Raw genomic sequence first — 17,895 nt, 5'->3', positions numbered from 1 at the left:
CTTTACAGAATGCAAGTTTATCCATACCTATATCAACAAAAGTTCCTTTCTTATTCCTTTTAACAGTGAAACCTTGTCTATAATCACCCACGTCTGGTTGACTATTAACAGGATGATGAGGAGTTCTAAGAGGTGGAAGAATACCAACATGCTTTAGTTCTGCCTTTATAGGAAATGCTTTCTTCCTCAAATATTGAGGAGTATTCATATAACTCAAAACTTCAGCAATAAACCTTCCATCATTCTCTCCATCTTCATTTTTAACATTGTCATCATTATAAATAACAACATTATCTGCTTGAAAAATCGCTAAAGCTCTACCTAATATCCCTACTTTATAAGTACGAATTTTAAGATCTTTAGACTCAGAAAGAAATGAGTTTGGAATAAATATAGATAGCTCATCTTTATACATTAGTTTTAATTATATAAACCCAAGTATATAAAGATTACCCTACATTTATATAGCTATCACTAATAGACTTACACATTTACAAAAATATTATATCAATTATAATATCCGTAGCTTCTTTTTATGCTACCAACTTTTTTATACTCAGAGAATATATTAATATAAAGTATATACAAACCAGTATATAAAGGTATTGTTTTTTAGAGAAAAAATATGGAAAAATAACAGCATTATAAAATTTATAAATTATTAGAATGTTGCTCTCAATACAATAACGCGTATATACTGATTTTCTTTTGTATGAAAATCATAAATCTTAGGAATTGGAAAATTATATCTGAATACATGAGTTACATTTAACTTATTTTCTTCATAGTAATTTAATAAAAATTCTTCACTGGAAGCCATATGAAAAGAATATAATACATCAGGTTCTAATTCAATAGCCTTTTTTACGAATTTTAAATCCCGACCCCTTTCAGCTTTTTTTTGAGATCCGAATGGAGGATTTTGAAAAATAGTATTTAAATTAGATGAACAATTAAATTCAAGGATATCTTTATGAATGAAATTTAAATTATCAATATTTAATTTACTTGCAACATCCTTTGCCAACTCAATAGAATCCTCATCAATATCTACACCAACAGATAAATTTGCACCCATCAATGCAGAAGCAATTGCAAACATCCCCGTTCCACATCCCAAATCACAGAAATTTTTATCCTCAATATCACCTAATGAAAAGGCATTCCACATCAAGTCTGCTGCAATAATTGAAGGCGTAGTATACTGTTCAAGATGCACTTTGGGTTTAGGATGAGAGGGGATATTTTGAAGTCTCATTTCTAAATGTTTTTTACGGGTAATTTTTTTCATCTAATCAACATATTTAATTATTATATTTTATATAATTATATTATTAATAAAAAAAATTACTTTGAGGTTTCATATGTTTGAAAAAGTATTAATCGCAAATAGGGGAGAAATCGCAATAAGAGTTATGCGTGCTTGTCGTGAACTTGACATAGAAAGTGTAGCTATTTATTCCGATGCGGATAAAACTTCTCTTTATACAAACTATGCTGATGAAAGTTATCCTTTAGGCAATCCCTCACCAGCAAAATCTTATTTAAATATTGAAAAAATTATAAACATTGCATTGGACTCAGGTGCTGATGCAATACACCCAGGTTATGGGTTTTTAGCTGAAAACCCTAAATTTGGAGAAGAATGTGAAAAAAATGGAATCAAACTTATAGGACCAAACGGAGACGTAATTCATAAAATGGGAGATAAAATTACATCCAAAGCCCTAATGAAAAAAGCAGGAGTCCCTGTAATTGAAGGTACACCTGAAGGAGTAACTGATATTGAAGAAGCAAAAGAAATTGCTGCCCAAATAGGTTATCCAGTTATTGTCAAAGCTTCTGCAGGCGGTGGAGGAATTGGAATGCGTGCAGTTTATGAAGAAGATGAACTAGTGCGTGCAATTGAATCAACACAATCTGTAGCATCCACCAACTTTGGTGATTCAACCGTATTTATAGAAAAATACCTTGAAAAACCTCGCCACATTGAATTCCAACTCTTAGCTGATGAACATGGAAATGTAATTCATGTAGCTGACAGGGAATGTTCCATTCAAAGAAGACATCAAAAACTTCTTGAAGAAGCACCATCCCCTATTATGACTGACGAATTAAGGGAAGAAATGGGAGGCAGTGCAGTTAAAGCTGCAGAATACATAGGATATACAAGTGCAGGTACTGTTGAATTCTTATATGATGGTGGAAATTATTACTTCCTTGAAATGAATACTCGTATACAAGTGGAACACCCTATTACTGAACTTGTGACAAATACCGATTTAATCAAAGAACAAATTAAAGTGGCCGCCGGTGAAGAGTTAAGTTACTCACAAAATGACATACAAGTGACCGGACATGCTATTGAATGCCGTATTAATGCAGAAGATCCTCTTAATGATTTTGCACCTAATCCTGGAAAAATCACAGGATATAGATCTCCTGGAGGACCTGGTGTGCGTTTAGACAGTGGAGTATACATGAATTATACAATTCCAACATTTTATGACTCCATGATTTCAAAATTAATTACATATGGTAGAAATAGAAATGATGCAATTAATAGAATGAAAAGAGCATTAAGTGAATACATCATATTAGGTGTAAAAACAACTATTCCATTCCATAAAGCTATTTTAAGAAATCCTAATTTTATTTCAGGAGATTTAAATACACACTTTATTGACCAACACAAAAAAGGTATAGACAAGGAAATGGAAAATGTGATATTAGAAGATGCAGAAATTGTAAACAAATTAAAATCCACATTTATGCCAGGTAAGAAAATAGCTGCCATTTCAGCAGCTGTTGGTTCATATCAAAATGCAGTGAGAAATCAGAAAATGCAAAAAAAATAGATTTGGAGATTATTAAATGCAAAAAGAAATTGTAAACTTATTAAAAAAAGAAAAAAAAGTTTCTGAAGAAACATTAAATGAAATCCACAACATCGATTTAAATGATTTTTCAAATATTGTTAAAGAAATAGGAAAAAGCGATACTGAATACATTAAAGCTTCCGAAATTTCAAAAGATTTAAACACAGAGTATGTTGGTCAAAACCTGTATGTATACAAGGAAGTATCATCAACCAATACTCTTGCTAAATTTTTATCTTTAAACGATGTTGAAAATGGAACTGTAATTATCTCCGAAAAACAGACAGGAGCTAAAGGAAGGTCTGGAAAACAATGGGAATCACCATTAGGTGGTGTATGGTTATCAATTATATTGCATCCAAATGTGGAACATTCCAAATTACCTTTAATTACACTAGCTACCGGAGTGGCAGTTGCAAAAACCCTTGAAGAAATAGGTGTTGAAAATACTGAAATCAAATGGCCAAATGACATTATGATAAATGGTAAAAAAGTCTGTGGAATATTGACAGAAGCAGTAGCTAAATTTAACACAATCGAAAGTGTTATTGTTGGAGTTGGAATCGACGCTAACTTAGATGTTGACCAATTCCCTGAAGAATTACAAGAAGGAACAACAACACTTAAAGAAGAACTCAATAGAGAAGGAAACGAAAATCTATTAATAAAAATATTCTTAGAAGAATTTGAGAAAATTAGCGAACAATTCAACAATGAAGGATATGAAGATATCCTAAAAGAATGGAGAAAACGTTCATACTCAATCGGAAAAATTGTTGAAGTAAGAGAACCTTTCAATACTTACTACGATGCTTATGTTTTAGGTATCGGAAAGGAAGGAGCACTAGTTGTGGAAAAAATTGATGGAACCTTAGTAAAAGTAATTTCTGGAGAATGTATAATTAAAAACTAAATACAATCTCCCTACATTCATCTTCATTTGAAACAACATCTTGTAGTTTTTTAAATGAAGATTCTATTTTTTTATTTAAATCGTTTAAATTTAATTTAAAAGCATCTTGTGTTGATAAATCAAACCGTATTGTTGTAGATGCTCCAGGCATTGAAACTGGAGGAATAGTAATTATTCCATAGTCCCTTAATAAAATAAAAGAAAACACAAATGCCAAATCATTATCAGATAAATTATGCTTAACATTAATTTCTTGAGATAAACCTTTAGGAGAAATCATTACCCCAGTAGGTGTTTTTTCAAAATTATCAAAATTCTTATTCAATAAGTCAAATAATTCTTCTTTTCTTTCAAAACCTCTTATTAAATCATCTTTACTGAAGTTTTTAATACCGTTTAACATTGCAAGAACAGCAGGAGGTTGTGCTTCAAGACCGAATTGATTAACTTTAACTTTGATTTTATCAATTAAATCCTCACGACCTGCCATTAAACCACCTCTAGGACCAGGCATTAACTTATCAGTGCTTGTAATAGCTATATCTGCACCTAAATCGCAAGCTTTAGCTTGATTAAAAATGACTGTTCTTAATCGTGCACCAGATGCATCATCAACCATGACAGGAATGTCTTTCTCATGAGCCATTTCAATTACTTTTTTAAATTCTGATTCGTCAATTACCTTATGATCCATAGTAGATCCTGTAACTACAACCAATGAAGTATTAGGTGGAATCGAGAAATCTTCAAACTTATCAGTTTCATAATAATTTGCACCAACTAACTCACAACTTCTAGGAATGGAAGGATGAGCAGGCAATTCAGCAAGATAATGGACAACATTAGAACCCTCATTGACAAGGGCTAAAATAGTGGCGAGTATTCCTGAAGAAGTTCTATTTAAAGGAATAACTTTATCTCCACCCATATGATTTATCCCAACTTCTTGAAGGTTTTCTTCAAAAATAGCCGGACCAACATATGTTTCTAATAAACTAAGCTCAGAATGATTTGCAATAAAACCGCCAGACAAACCAGTCAAATCAAATAAAGATGAACGTCCCTCATTTTCAACAGCATTTCTGATAATTGAAAGAGCGTTATCTCTCTTTTTAACTTCATCTAAAGAGTTATTAACTATCATCTAATCAGAATCATCTAACTGTAATTTATAATCATCAAAGAATTCAATAATTGCTTTTAATTGTTTTTCAGTTATGTCAACTGAAGTGTATTCTTCATTTTCGGGGATTTGATAATAATATTCAGCGAATAAAACTTTACCTTCAGGACTTGTGAAAATAGTTATACCATCAGTAAGTTTATCAGGGTTTTTATTTTGGAATTCTATTTCAAAAGAAGTACCGAATTTTTGAGAAAATTTTTCTTTTTCTTCAGGTTCCCTATTACATTTTCTAATTTTAGCCATTCTTGATTTCAATTTTTTTTCTGCAGTTTCTTTAATATCAGCCATAATATCACTTCTAATTCAATCTCCATAATATTAGTAAATTAAAGTAAATTAAATATACTATACATAAAATTATATATAAGCATTGCTTATAAATTTGTAAAAAAATTAATCATATAAACTATTTCCTTCACTATCCATTGCAACAATAAGTGGTCCAAAATCTTTCACTTTTAAATTCCACATTGCCTCAGGCATTCCCAAATCTAACCAGTCAACACTTTCAATTTTTTCAACAGCATCAACATATAATGCAGCGCATCCTCCAGTAGCTACAACATATAAAGCATTGTTTCTGATTAATGCTTCCCTTACAGTATCGTCCATTCCTCCTTTTCCTATGATAATTTTTGGACCCATATCCAAAACATCACTTTGATATGGATTCATTCTCATGGAGGTTGTTGGTCCAATTGCCACCATTTCATATTTACCATCTTTTTCAGTGATAATAGGACCTGCATGGAACAGAACAGCACCATCAATATCTAATGGCGCTCCTTTTTCTAGAAGTCTCTTATGTGCTTGGTCACGAGCGGTTAAAATATTTCCAGTTAAATAAACCACATCACCTGCTTTTAACTCATTTAACTTTTCATCTTTAATTGGAACATTTAATTTTCTTTCCATTTCTTCACCTTTACAAGTAAAAATATATTTATTAATAATACAAATCTATGATTATATAACTTTTTAGCTTTAATAAAATTAATGGTTAAAAAATCAATAGGGAAAAATTATGTCAAGTATGAGTAATGTTGCAGGATTGTCCAAATATATCAAAACCCTGCCAAAAACAAAATATTCAATCATAGGAATGATAATAGTAAGCATGTTAAGTGGAATGTTTTACTTTTTGATAGATTACGTATCATATTCTGCTTTAGAAGAAGTTTTCTATGGTGCGATTTATTTTTTAATGATTGTTGGTATTACTTCCATAATGAGTGGTGCCATTAATCAGCAGGTTATAAGTGTATTAGACGGAATAAATCTGAAAATAAAACATTCAATGTGTTTGTCTGCCCTTTCCATGACTATATTATGTATTATACTGATCATTGGAGGAATAATATCTAGGATTTTGAATCTTGATGTATTCTTAAACACACTGTTATTCGGATGTGTTTTGATTTATGGTTTTAATACTTTGGTATTTTGGGCAACTTCAAAAATCAGGTTTACAAAAGCAGTTATTACCGGATTAATTCAGCCCATACTAATAATAGCAATGTATATCTTAGTAACATTTTTAGTAATTGACACAAGTTTTTTAGGACCTATTATAATTCAAATTACATTAAAAGCATTGATTGCAGGAACAATATTCGTTTTAGCAATTTATGCATTTATTACAATTATTGCATCACCTTTCAAGAAAAATCTGGGGATTGGTGTTTTAGATTTATTAAGCCTATTCATTGCACATTTGAACGAAGGTTCAAATTCACTCGAAGGACTATTTGAAAATATGAGTGAAGCTATAGACACAGTAGTTACATTTGTTAGTTTTAAAACTGAAAATGGAATAAAAGCATTATTTATTTCACCATCAGTCCACCCAGGTCCTCTTGGAGACCTTGGAGGATCAAATATGCCTACAATTCTTGCAAACCGATTTGATTACTTTACCATGGTCGCTCATGGCCCTTCCACACACGATTTCAATCCGATTGCTGTTTCAGAAATTGATAAAATTGAACATGCAGTGAAACGAGGATTAAATAAAGTAAAATATAGTCCTAATGCAAGTAAATTTGTAAGATATAATGCTCAAAAAGCAAATATTGGAGTTCAATTTTTCAATGATGGAATGGTAATATTATCCACATTTGCACCTGAAGGCAGTGATGATATTGAATTTGGAGTCGGACTGACAATGATGGCTCAAAGTAGAAGCAAATGCAACGTTGAAGATTCCATAATTGTAGATTGTCACAATTCATTTGCTCCCGAAAGTGGAGAAGTATTACCTGGAAATGCAGAAGTATTCCATTTAATTGAAGTTATAGATAAAATTGATAATAATCAATCAAAAAGCGATTTGAAAATAGGATGCTGGCAAACTACAATGCAAACCCTTGACAAACAGGAAGGAATTGGAGAAAGTGGTTTGAAAACCATGATTATAGAAGTTGACAATCAGAGAACAGCTTATGTCCTATTTGACTCAAACAATATGGAAGTAGGATTTAGACAAGAAATTATGGAAGCAGTAAATGATTTAGAAATTGATGAAATAGAAGTAATGACTACTGACACACATACTGTCAATACACTTTCAAGAGGTTATAATCCTGTAGGCATCTCTAAAAGGTCTGAAATTATCAAATATGTTAGAACAAGTATAAAAGAAGCAATAAAAGATTTAGAAAAAGTTGAAGTTGGTACTGGAACAGAAAAAATAATAGGCCTTAAAACATTCGGTCCAAATAATTCAACTGAACTAATCTCTACAATCAGTTCAGTTGTTGCGGTAAGTAAAATTATAGCTCCAGTTTTATTAATAACTTCATTAATAATAGCATTTATTTGGATATTCTTTGGAAAGTTTTAATTAAATTATAAATACATTACAAACAATGTATATGAAATAACCCATGTGAAAAAGAATGGGGAAATTCCATCCCATAACCATTGGGAAAATCCAGAAATTTCATCTCCGGCAATTTTTTGAGATAATTGGCCAATGAAATATAATATGATTAATGCAATTAAACCTGCAAAGATTTCATTTTTAAATCCAAACCAACCCACAGTCAAACCGGTTGAAATTAAAGCTGCAACAAGACCTGAAATAATATGAATACTTGTAACCTTAATAGTTGTGTCCATTGATATCCTCCTTAATTAGATATATTAATATAATTTTAGTAATTATAATATATTAAAGTATTGATTGAAAAAAGGTGTTTACTATGAAACCAATGTCCAATGTAGACATTTATACAATAAGTGATGAATTGAATAATTTATTAAGTGGTGCTAGAGTAGATAAATCATTCCAACCAACAAAAGACATAGTTGTAATGCGATTTCACGTTCCAGGAACCGGTAGAATTGATTTAGTGATGCAATGCGGTTCAAGAATACATACTAGCCAATATCCACTTGAAAATCCAACTACCCCACCAACATTTCCAATGTTGCTGAGAAAAAGGATCAAGGGAGCACATGTTGAAAGTATAAAACAACACAATTTTGATAGAGTAGTTGAAATCAAAGTTAAAAAAGACAAATATTATACAATAATTGTAGAATTATTTGATAAAGGGAATATTATTCTTTTAGATGATGAAAACAATATCATATTACCCCTTAAACGAAAACAACTGAGCTCCAGAGACATAAGTTCTAAAAGAGAGTATGTTTTCCCCGAAGAAAGAGGAATGAATCCGATTATTATCAATGAAGAAGAATTTAAAGAATTATTTAAAAATAACGACGACAGTGATATCGTAAGAACACTTGCAAGAAATGGGCTTGGAAGTTTATATGCCGAAGAAGTAATCGTGAGAGCAAATAAAATAATTGAAATTGATAAGAACACTCAAAACACAGAAATCACTGAAGAACAATATTCCGCATTATATGAAGGCCTTAAAAATTTATTTGATAACCTGAAAAATGAATCATCAAAACCTCAAATTGTTAAAAAGGATGGGAAAGAAGATGTAGTACCTCTTGATTTAATAAAATACGAGGATTATGAGAAAACTTACTATAAAAATTTCAATGAAGCATGTGATGAATTCTATTCAAAAAAAGTAAACACAGACATAAAACAGATTAAAGAAAAAGCATGGAATAAAAAAGTAGGCAAATTTGAAAAAAGATTAAAGTTACAGCAAGAAACACTTGATAATTTTGAAGAAACAATAAGTGAAAGTACATATAAAGGAGAATTAATCTATTCTAATTACACCATCATTGAAAATATGATAAATGTTGTAAACACAGCAAGAACTAAAGACTACTCTTTTAAAGAAATTGGAAAAACACTTAAAAAAGCTAAAAAGGAAGGTATGGAAGAAGCTCAAACCTATGAATCCATTGATCCCTTAGGCATTTTAACATTAAAAATAGATGACACAACTATAAATATAAATCCAAAGTTAACAATCCCGGAAAATGCTGAAAATTATTATGAAAAATCTAAAAAAGCTAAAAGAAAAACAAAAGGTGCTTTAATAGCTATAGAAAATACTAAAAAGCAACTCGAAAAAATGAAGGCTAAAAAAGACATAGCAATGGAAAATATTTCCGTTCCAAAAAAGAGAATAAAGAAAAATCTCAAATGGTATGAAAAATTAAGATGGTTCATCAGTTCTGACGGCACCCTTGTAGTTGGTGGTAGGGATGCTAACAGTAATGAAAGTATTGTTAAAAAATATTTAGATACAAATGATATTTATTTACATGCAGATATACATGGGGCATCATCAATTGCTATAAAATTAAATGGAAAAGAAGTAAATGATAATCTCCTTAAAGAATCTGGCGAGTTTGCAGCATCATTTTCATCTGCTTGGTCAATGGGTTTCACATCACAAGATGTGTTTTGGGTCTATCCGGACCAAGTTTCAAAAACACCCGAAGCTGGAGAATTTTTATCAAAAGGATCATTTGTAATAAGAGGACACCGTAATTATATTAGGGGAGCAAGAGTAAAATTAGCTGTGGGAATCGTTGATTATGAAGGAAAAAGAATCATGGCAGGACCTATAGAATCTTTAGAGAAACATAGCGAAAATTTTATTGTGTTAAAACCAGGTTTTACAAAAAAAGAAGCAATTGCCAAAAAAATAATGCATAAAATAAATGAAGATGAGATACTTACCCTTGATGATATTATAAGAGTATTACCATCAGGAAAATGCGACATTGATGAAGAATATCATCAAAGAAAAAAATATGAAAAAAATTAACCCTGATAATCTTCAGGATTAAATTCAAAATATTCATCCGGATTCATGACCACTACATCAATGTTAGGATTGAACTGACTAACAAAATTAGCGAAAATTGCAGGGTCCTGTTCTATTGGAGGAAATGTATTGTAATGCATTGGAATAACCACTTTAGGATTTAACCACATTGAAGCTAATGCTGCTTCAAAAGGACCCATAGTAAATTTATCTCCAATAGGAACTAATACAACATCAGGTTTGTATATTTCTCCAATAATTGTTTTCATATCTCCAAATAATCCAGTGTCCCCAGCATGGAATATTTTAGTACCATCTTCGAAAGTTATTAAAAAACTTGCGGCAGTTCCACCAGGAACAATTTCTTCCACCATATCAATATCAGAAGAGTGTTTAGCTTCAAGCATTGTAAATTTGATATTTCTAAAAATAAAAGAACCACCTATATTAACACTAATATTTCTAATACCCTGTTTTGCTAAAAAGAGTGAAATTTCGTGAATACATGCAATAGGGGCATTAGTACTATTAGAAATCTCCAATGCATCACCAAAATGGTCTGAATGACCGTGAGTGAGAAGAATAATATCCGGATTTAAATCTTCAACAGGCACTTGGCAAGCAGGATTATTACTAATAAAGGGGTCAATTAATATTTTTACATTATCATCACTAATTATTTCAAAAGCGGAATGTCCTAACCATCTTATTTCCATTATACAACTCCCCCAACAGTATTCATAACAACAGATTCATCTAAAGTAGATGCAATATCCCAAGTTTTTTCAAAGTCGGATCTAATATCTGAAATGGAATTTCTATCTTCATAAATAGCACCATATTCTAAACCATCAGGACCATCTGAGATAATCATTGCGTGTGAATCGTCTGTGATTAAATTAACAGTATGTACTTTAGGAACAGTTCTGATATGCACACCTTGTTTTAAAAGTGAGGATATTAAAAACATGTATGACATGTCTGAAACATCAAATTCATCAATAATGACCCTGGAATAAATAGTTGGAACATGAGATAAAAATCTGTCTGATAAATCATTCAATGAAGGAATTTCCAACATTATTTCCTTATTAACATTAACCGCCAATTGGTCAAAAGCATCTTGAGAAGACATTAAACCATCATTATAAATTACATAACTTTGGAGAGATTTAGGAACTGGAAGACTGCTTGGATTGTTAATATCGATTTTAATATCTCTAGGCTCACCGATATCTTGAGTAACAGGTTCTGGATGTTCAACAATTATATCTTCAACAGGTGCTTCTTGAGATAAAGCTTTTTTAATTTCTTCAGACTTATCTGTTTCAACAATGAATTCGGGTGCATCTCTTATAAAATAGTCTTCTTCACGTTTTTTAGGAACTCTAGTAACTTTAATAGGTTTATCATATCTTGGGGTGAATTGAAGTTGCCTATCAAAATTAACATCTTCTCGTTCACCTCCTCGAACGACGTTTAAAACAGCTTTTGGATTATTTTCATAAGAATCATCATAATAATCACCAGAAGAAGATTCTTCATAATCATCAAGCACTAATTCATCATAATCAGTATCATCATATTCATTAAATTCTCTTCGAACATGTAATGGTTGATTAGGTTTATCAGATTTTTTTTCAAATCTATTTAAAGAATGAAAATTAGATTCATTAGAAGTTATAAATTCTTTAATTGCATTTGTAGTCCTATCAGCATTGGAATCTACAAAATAACTAATAATCATAATGATTCCAACAATTGCTATGATAAAACCAACAATTAATAAAATATCTAATAAATTATATACACTAGTCTCATATGCTATGAGAATACCTATTACAAATAAAATAAAACCTGAAACTAATTTTAATGTATTTCCCACGATTTCACCCTTATCAATTTTAATCACTCTATATTTAACTAATTATATTTTATCTACAACACTATTAATAAACCTAATGGAAAAAATAGGAAAAAAACAATGAAAAAAATTATACAGTAATACTTTTTTAAAAAATAGTAATATTAATATATGCTAAAATTCCATAAGTATAACTGGTGAAAATATGAAAAAAATGAAAACACTCATAAATGAAAATTCAGGACAAGGAGCCGCAGAATATATTTTATTATTCGGCGGAGTGATTGTTATTGCATTACTTGCACTAACAATTTATAGATCATATATGGAAACCAGTGACCGAAGTTTGAAAGCAAAAGACGATATAATTGATGTCAGAAACACAATATTGGATAATAGAACCCATGTATAGAAAAATAGACAATAAAGGACAAGGAAGTGCTGAATTAATCCTAATAATTGGAGGATTAATAGTGATAATACTTCTAATAGCCAGTTATATTTCAAATATAACTGAAAAAACACAGAATAACATTAAAGAATTGTTAAAACAAGAAAGAGACTTTTTAATAAATAAAATTTGAAAATAGGGGAAACCCTATTTTCCACCAATTAACGAATTTAAAATTTCAGCCCAGGAATCTGAATTTATATTAACCAAATTCATAGAAGTTCTGGATAATACTCTAATATCCTGCGGACATGCGGTTACACATGCGCCGCATAAATTACAGAAATCTAAATTAGTAACAGATTTTCCATCAACAATTTCTACCGCATTACATGGGCAAACATCAAAACAAGCGTGACAAGAGTCGCCTTTACAAATTTTTTCTTCAGTTTCCACCAATTCAAGAGTACCTTCAAATGGTTTAGTAACTGTGATTGCATCGACAGGGCAAATTTCAGAACACCATGCACAGTTAACACAGGAATCTTCAATAATAAATGCTTCACCTGTAATTTCTGGAACTTCAATTTCATCACGCAACATACATGTTGAACAAATTTCTCTAATGGCATCCTCTGGGCAAACTCTTTTGCATACACCACAGAACACACATTTCGAAGTATCCACTTCAATAGAATTATTTAACATGTCGACACTGGATGTGGGAATATTATTAAGAATAATTGCTTCAGCAGGACATAAATCTGCACAAAAAGAACAATAGATACATTTATCTTGATCAAAACTAATCTCACCACGAACCAAAGTGGAAATTTCAGGAAGTTTTCTTTTAAATAAAATTGAATCCCTTGGACAGATAGATTTACATCTTCCACAATATATACACTCTTCATCATCAATAACTGATTGAACTTCCCAAGAAGGATAGGACTTTATATCCTTAATATTTTCGCCATCAATTGTCAAGGATAATGAATCAAATGGACAGGCAATTGAACATAATCCACAGAATACACATGAATCACTAACAGAAACCAAATCCATTTCAATTAACCCTCTTGCAATAGGAACTAAAGGCCCTAATCTTAAAGAAGAAGTTGGACAAGTATCCACACAAATTCCACAACCAACACAATTTACATCATCATAAGATAACTTACGATGTTCTTCACCCTTACGCTCTATAGAAAACATGAAAAAACCTCATGCTTTAGAAATAGCTTGATTTGGGCAATTTTGTATACAAAGGTCACAATCATCACAATTTTCAGGAACTATTTTAACGTCCCCGTCCTCTTCGATAATTGCACCTTGTTCACAAAGTTTAATACATAATCCTTGTACAGGACAATCTTGAATATGTCCACATACATCAGAATCTATTTTTACTGCCATATAACCACCTCAAATAATTCACATATTAAAATTATAAAAAAATAATTTATATGTTAATTAAATATATCACGAAATGAATATATAAACATATCGATTATTTTTTGACTATTTTATGTAATTTCCATTTTTATTTATTTCCCCACTCCTAATTCGAGTTGAAGATATTGGATTTCCATCATAAGCCAATACAAAACTAACAACAACAATATCAATAGGTCGCATGCCTTTTGACATTCTAATCTCATTAATTTTAACTGCTGTGGGTTCAGTCTCAGCACTAACAACAATAGCTTCAAAATCCTCATCATAAATTGTTGTGCCATAAGGATCCTCCAAAGGAACTACAGTAAAATTAGATTTATCTGAGAAAAATATTTTAAGGTTTTTCATTCTTTCCTCACAGGAATCAATATTACCTTTTAATCCTCCAAAAGCATCAGAAGTAACACCAATTTCAACCCTGTCCCCAATTTCAAAAGCAGTTGATAACAATTTTTTATGACCATCATGGAATTTATCAAAAGTCCCACCAACAGCCACTTTTGAATAATTTTTAGAATTCATAATATTGTTCCATTAGATTGTAATTAAATCTTTATTAAAACTATTATAAATTATTAGCTATAAAAAAATAAGAATTTAAAAAAAAAAATAAAAAAAATAAAGTAGAAATCAGAAATCAAGACTTACATAATATCCGTGAAGAGAGTAAGTATTTGCATTCCAATTAACTACATTTCCTAACGAGTTTCTAGTACTAGTTGCATCACAGACTGTCCAAGTATTTCCGATTAATACTTGCGCCCATACGTGACCATAAGTTGCACTAGAGAATGTACAAGTTCCATGCACATATCTAGCTGGAAGACCTGCTGCCCTAGACAATGCAACAACCAAGTGCGCATGGTCCACACAATTTCCAGTTCCAGCATTTAAAGTACCTACAGCACCATATCTAGTATCATAATAGAAACTATATGAAATTGTATCCCTAACATAATTAAAGATTGCTCTAGCTTTTGCTTTATCAGATGTTAAACTTTTAGTCAATTTAGTAGCTAAATTCTTAATTTTAGCATTATTAACTTGACAATTTGCAGAAGCAGCCAAGTATGGTGCTAAATTAGAAATGGTATTCTTAGAATTTAACTTACTAGTAGTTGATTCAGATAACGATTTGATAGCAGTATAAGCAGGCATTATATTATTATCGCCGTAAAAAGCAACAACCCTTGCCAATGCATAAACAATACCATTATAACCAATAGATCCTACTTTTGAACTAACAGAATTAGGCATGACCCCTTTAGATTCTGCAGTTTTTACTAAACTTTTAGCTACAGAGAGATAATCATATAAATCATTTTTATTCACAGCGGCACCTGCTTTTACAGGTTTAGAAACTTTTAAAACAGATATATCCGCTTTACTTCCAGATTTCAAATTAATTATAGCTTTTGAAACTAAATATAAGAAATCTGCATTAGAATAATATAAACTACCTATTTTAATTTTGGAAGGTAATTTTTCATTATCTTCAATGTAATTTTTAACATATTTTGATGCTGCAATAATTTGTTTTAATGTAACTTTATTTACAACATGAATTGTTGATGTACCTACTGTTGATTGAAGAGCAAATCTAATTTTATGGTCTCCCTTGGACAATTTGCCCAAATTCACTTTAGCTATACCATAATTATTAGTAATAACATGATAATTTTTCTTATCAACAGTGAAAGTAACTTTAGCCTTTTTAATAGTGTGATTCAAACCATCAATAGCTTTAATTGAATAAGAAACACTCTTACCTACTGATACATAAAGTTGATTAGCAATAAATTTTGTTCCATTTACTAATACTTTCATAGTTACTGGTTCTGATTGATAATATGCATTTGCGGAAATAGTTTTAATTTGATAAAGACCTACTTTAAGCAAAATAGCTATTTTAGCAACTCCTTTATCATCAGTTTTACGCATATAGGATTTTCCATTAATAGTAAACTTAACAAGCATATTTTTAAGAAGTTTACCAGATTTATCTTTAACTGTCACCTTATATGAAGATCCGTCATTATATTTCATGACCAAATGTTTTGCATTTACAACTGCAGCTAATTTAGAAACTATAATTTTATTTGAACCTTCAGCATAATATTTTGAACCTAATGTTGAATAGGAATATTTAACAGCATATGTACCAGGTTTAAGATTGCCAACAGTAAATTGAGCTACACCCTTACTGTTAGTTTTAGCAGCATAAGTTTTACCATTTAAATAAAACTTAATAACCTTACCGCTTAATGGCTTATTGGATTTTTTTAAAGTTGCAGAAAACTTTGATCCATCATTATAAGACATTTTCAATACTGAAGAAGAAATACTACATGCTGAATCAGTTACATACAGATATGAAATTCCTGAAGAAGCATAAAACATACTAGTTCCCTGGAACTGATAATTTATTTTATAAGTTCCTTTAGAAAGACCTGGAATTTTAATGCTAGCTTTCCCATCTTCATCAGTAGTTGCAGTTACGGTTTTATTATTATATGTAAAGTATATAACTCCTTGCTTAAGATCAACATTATGTTTAGATTTTAACACAACTGTAAAAACATAACTGGTCTTAGGAGAAATATATATTTTTTCAGGACTATGGGTAAGTGTAGAATAATCTCTTTTAACAACAACCTTATTAGATAACTTTTCTTTAGAATACGGATTAGTTGATGTGATAGTATGAGTTCCTACATCTAAATAAACAGATACTTTTAAAACACCATTCTTATCCGTGCTTTTTGTATAAGTTTTACCATCAATTGAATATGAAACTTTAGTATTAGCTAAAGCTCCACCATCTCTTAAAAATGTTGCTTGATAAACGGAAGTATACCCATAATATTTTGTCAAATCACTTCCTTTAACAGAAGATAATACTTTAACTTTCTTTGAAAGAGAAGAAGCTGAATAATTTGAATTACCAGCATAAGTTAAAGAAATAGTGTAGAATCCAATAGCCAAAGCATTGGCTTTAATTGAAGCAATACCATTCTTGTTAGTAACAGCAGAAAATAGTTTGCCGTTTACTTTTAATAAAACTTTTTGATTATACAAAGCTTTACCAGCATTATCCTTTAAAGTAACTTTGAAAACTGTGCCTGATTTACTATAAGTAGTGTCAGAAACTGACAATTTAGTAGCCACTTTACTAGCGGCACCCAATATTTCAGAATTTTGAGAACTTACTGAAACTACAGAATCATCCTCTGAAACAGAAAGAATATCATTATTGCTTACTGAAGATGAATTTTCATCAGCACTAACCTTCAAGAAGGAAGCTCCTAATGTCCCATTATTATCCTCATAATCGGAATTTAAACTGCTTGATAAAACAGAATCAGAAGGATAATCTTCTAAATTATCATCATGAGAATTAACTATATTAGTTTCTGAGATAGAATCCTCGTTAGAAATTTCTAATTTATTTTGTACAGATAATGAATCAACATTATCTTCTAAATTTGAATATTCTGTAATTGAAACATTTGTTGTATCAACTGCACTAACTGCACCCAATAAAATAAAGAATGTCAATACAATTGATATTAATAATGTTTTATTTTTTATCGAAATTTTTCCACCTCTTGGTTCTCATTACGAAAATTTTATAGTAAAATATGATTATACTAAAATATAGTATTTCATAATGAGTAGATAAAATTATATAATTTATTCATATATAAATGTTTTTAAAACTTGAAATTGTGAAAAACCAATTAAAAAAGAATAAATCATTAAAAAAAAGTTAAAAATATATAGAAATTAGAAATAAAAGAAAAATTTAATTGAAATAAGTTATAATAAGATTACATATCTTAAATTTAATTTAAATAAAAAACAATGCCATCAAAAATGAAATTTAAATTAAACGGGTTTTTATATAAAAAATAAATAGATTATTCAATTTTATAAAAAAAATAGAAAAATTATTGATTGATTAAAAAAAATTAAGTTCAATATTTGCTAT

18 protein-coding genes are annotated in these 17,895 nt (G+C 30.2%); 6 read left to right on the top strand and 12 right to left on the bottom strand.

Annotation, left to right across the window (positions count from 1 at the left end; genetic code table 11):
* Both Q0P94_RS09010 and Q0P94_RS09005 read right to left on the bottom strand, forming a co-directional pair.
* On the bottom strand, nucleotides 1-415 hold a 415-nt coding region (locus tag Q0P94_RS09010; protein WP_295115832.1), incomplete at its 3' end, for a putative RNA uridine N3 methyltransferase.
* A 246-nt stretch (nucleotides 416-661) separates the two neighbouring features.
* Nucleotides 662-1,291: an METTL5 family protein gene (locus Q0P94_RS09005; RefSeq protein ID WP_295115831.1), complete on the bottom strand. Its 630-nt coding sequence runs from the start codon at nucleotides 1,289-1,291 to the stop codon at nucleotides 662-664.
* Nucleotides 1,292-1,364: 73 nt separating this feature from the next.
* On the opposite strand from Q0P94_RS09005, the gene Q0P94_RS09000 reads away from it, so the two are divergent.
* Together Q0P94_RS09000 and Q0P94_RS08995 are read left to right on the top strand one after the other, a co-directional pair.
* The gene (locus Q0P94_RS09000) at nucleotides 1,365-2,858 is read left to right on the top strand and encodes an acetyl-CoA carboxylase biotin carboxylase subunit (protein ID WP_295115830.1); all 1,494 of its coding nucleotides are present in this window, start codon (nucleotides 1,365-1,367) and stop codon (nucleotides 2,856-2,858) included.
* 16 nt (nucleotides 2,859-2,874) lie between these two features.
* Entirely contained in the window at nucleotides 2,875-3,792 is a 918-nt protein-coding gene (locus Q0P94_RS08995; protein ID WP_295115829.1) for a biotin--[acetyl-CoA-carboxylase] ligase, read from the top strand.
* Here the strand turns inward: Q0P94_RS08995 and Q0P94_RS08990 are convergent.
* From Q0P94_RS08990 to Q0P94_RS08980, 3 genes are all read right to left on the bottom strand, one after another.
* A complete protein-coding gene (locus tag Q0P94_RS08990; protein WP_295115827.1) occupies nucleotides 3,782-4,936 on the bottom strand; it encodes a TIGR03576 family pyridoxal phosphate-dependent enzyme in 1,155 nt (384 codons plus the stop codon). The two genes, Q0P94_RS08995 and Q0P94_RS08990, sit on opposite strands and share 11 nt — an antisense overlap.
* Nucleotides 4,937-5,266 (bottom strand): hypothetical protein, encoded by a 330-nt coding sequence (locus Q0P94_RS08985; RefSeq protein WP_295115826.1) that lies wholly within the window; start codon nucleotides 5,264-5,266, stop codon nucleotides 4,937-4,939.
* Nucleotides 5,267-5,371: 105 nt separating this feature from the next.
* On the bottom strand, nucleotides 5,372-5,893 hold the full coding sequence (locus Q0P94_RS08980) for a FumA C-terminus/TtdB family hydratase beta subunit (protein ID WP_295115824.1): 522 nt from the start codon (nucleotides 5,891-5,893) through the stop codon (nucleotides 5,372-5,374).
* 109 nt (nucleotides 5,894-6,002) lie between these two features.
* On the opposite strand from Q0P94_RS08980, the gene Q0P94_RS08975 reads away from it, so the two are divergent.
* A complete protein-coding gene (locus Q0P94_RS08975) occupies nucleotides 6,003-7,820 on the top strand; it encodes a DUF2070 family protein (RefSeq protein WP_295115823.1) in 1,818 nt (605 codons plus the stop codon).
* Between the two features lie 5 nt (nucleotides 7,821-7,825).
* Here Q0P94_RS08975 and Q0P94_RS08970 read toward each other — a convergent pair whose 3' ends face one another.
* Nucleotides 7,826-8,098, bottom strand: coding sequence for a hypothetical protein (locus Q0P94_RS08970; RefSeq protein WP_295115821.1), 273 nt, complete (start codon nucleotides 8,096-8,098; stop codon nucleotides 7,826-7,828).
* A gap of 83 nt (nucleotides 8,099-8,181) precedes the next feature.
* Between Q0P94_RS08970 and rqcH the strand changes: the two genes are divergently transcribed.
* A complete protein-coding gene (rqcH, locus tag Q0P94_RS08965) occupies nucleotides 8,182-10,191 on the top strand; it encodes a ribosome rescue protein RqcH (protein ID WP_295115819.1) in 2,010 nt (669 codons plus the stop codon).
* Here the strand turns inward: rqcH and Q0P94_RS08960 are convergent.
* Nucleotides 10,188-10,907, bottom strand: coding sequence for a metal-dependent hydrolase (locus Q0P94_RS08960; RefSeq protein ID WP_295115817.1), 720 nt, complete (start codon nucleotides 10,905-10,907; stop codon nucleotides 10,188-10,190). The genes rqcH and Q0P94_RS08960 overlap by 4 nt on opposite strands.
* The gene (locus Q0P94_RS08955; RefSeq protein WP_295115815.1) at nucleotides 10,907-12,076 is read right to left on the bottom strand and encodes a hypothetical protein; all 1,170 of its coding nucleotides are present in this window, start codon (nucleotides 12,074-12,076) and stop codon (nucleotides 10,907-10,909) included. The genes Q0P94_RS08960 and Q0P94_RS08955 overlap by 1 nt, the downstream gene beginning before the upstream one ends.
* A gap of 184 nt (nucleotides 12,077-12,260) precedes the next feature.
* Between Q0P94_RS08955 and Q0P94_RS08950 the strand changes: the two genes are divergently transcribed.
* Nucleotides 12,261-12,467, top strand: coding sequence for a class III signal peptide-containing protein (locus Q0P94_RS08950; protein WP_295115813.1), 207 nt, complete (start codon nucleotides 12,261-12,263; stop codon nucleotides 12,465-12,467).
* Nucleotides 12,460-12,639: a class III signal peptide-containing protein gene (locus Q0P94_RS08945; RefSeq protein ID WP_295115811.1), complete on the top strand. Its 180-nt coding sequence runs from the start codon at nucleotides 12,460-12,462 to the stop codon at nucleotides 12,637-12,639. Before Q0P94_RS08950 ends, Q0P94_RS08945 begins: the two co-directional genes overlap by 8 nt.
* Before the next feature lie 14 nt (nucleotides 12,640-12,653).
* On the opposite strand, the gene fwdF is transcribed toward Q0P94_RS08945, so the two are convergent.
* From fwdF to Q0P94_RS08925, 4 genes are all read right to left on the bottom strand, one after another.
* Nucleotides 12,654-13,661, bottom strand: coding sequence for a tungsten-dependent formylmethanofuran dehydrogenase subunit FwdF (gene fwdF, locus Q0P94_RS08940; RefSeq protein WP_295115810.1), 1,008 nt, complete (start codon nucleotides 13,659-13,661; stop codon nucleotides 12,654-12,656).
* 9 nt (nucleotides 13,662-13,670) lie between these two features.
* Nucleotides 13,671-13,862, bottom strand: coding sequence for a 4Fe-4S binding protein (locus Q0P94_RS08935; protein WP_295115808.1), 192 nt, complete (start codon nucleotides 13,860-13,862; stop codon nucleotides 13,671-13,673).
* A gap of 105 nt (nucleotides 13,863-13,967) precedes the next feature.
* Nucleotides 13,968-14,426: a phosphopantetheine adenylyltransferase gene (locus Q0P94_RS08930; RefSeq protein ID WP_295115806.1), complete on the bottom strand. Its 459-nt coding sequence runs from the start codon at nucleotides 14,424-14,426 to the stop codon at nucleotides 13,968-13,970.
* Nucleotides 14,427-14,534: 108 nt separating this feature from the next.
* Nucleotides 14,535-17,462 carry a transglutaminase family protein gene (locus tag Q0P94_RS08925; protein ID WP_295115804.1) on the bottom strand — a complete coding sequence of 976 codons (2,928 nt, stop codon included), beginning with the start codon at nucleotides 17,460-17,462 and terminating at the stop codon, nucleotides 14,535-14,537.
* Nucleotides 17,463-17,895: the final 433 nt, after the last annotated feature.

This window comes from uncultured Methanobrevibacter sp. (assembly GCF_946184425.1).
Taxonomy (GTDB): Archaea; Methanobacteriota; Methanobacteria; order Methanobacteriales; family Methanobacteriaceae; genus Methanocatella.
The sequence above is the reverse complement of the archived record's forward strand: the minus strand, read 5'-3'. Positions and strand labels throughout refer to the sequence as shown.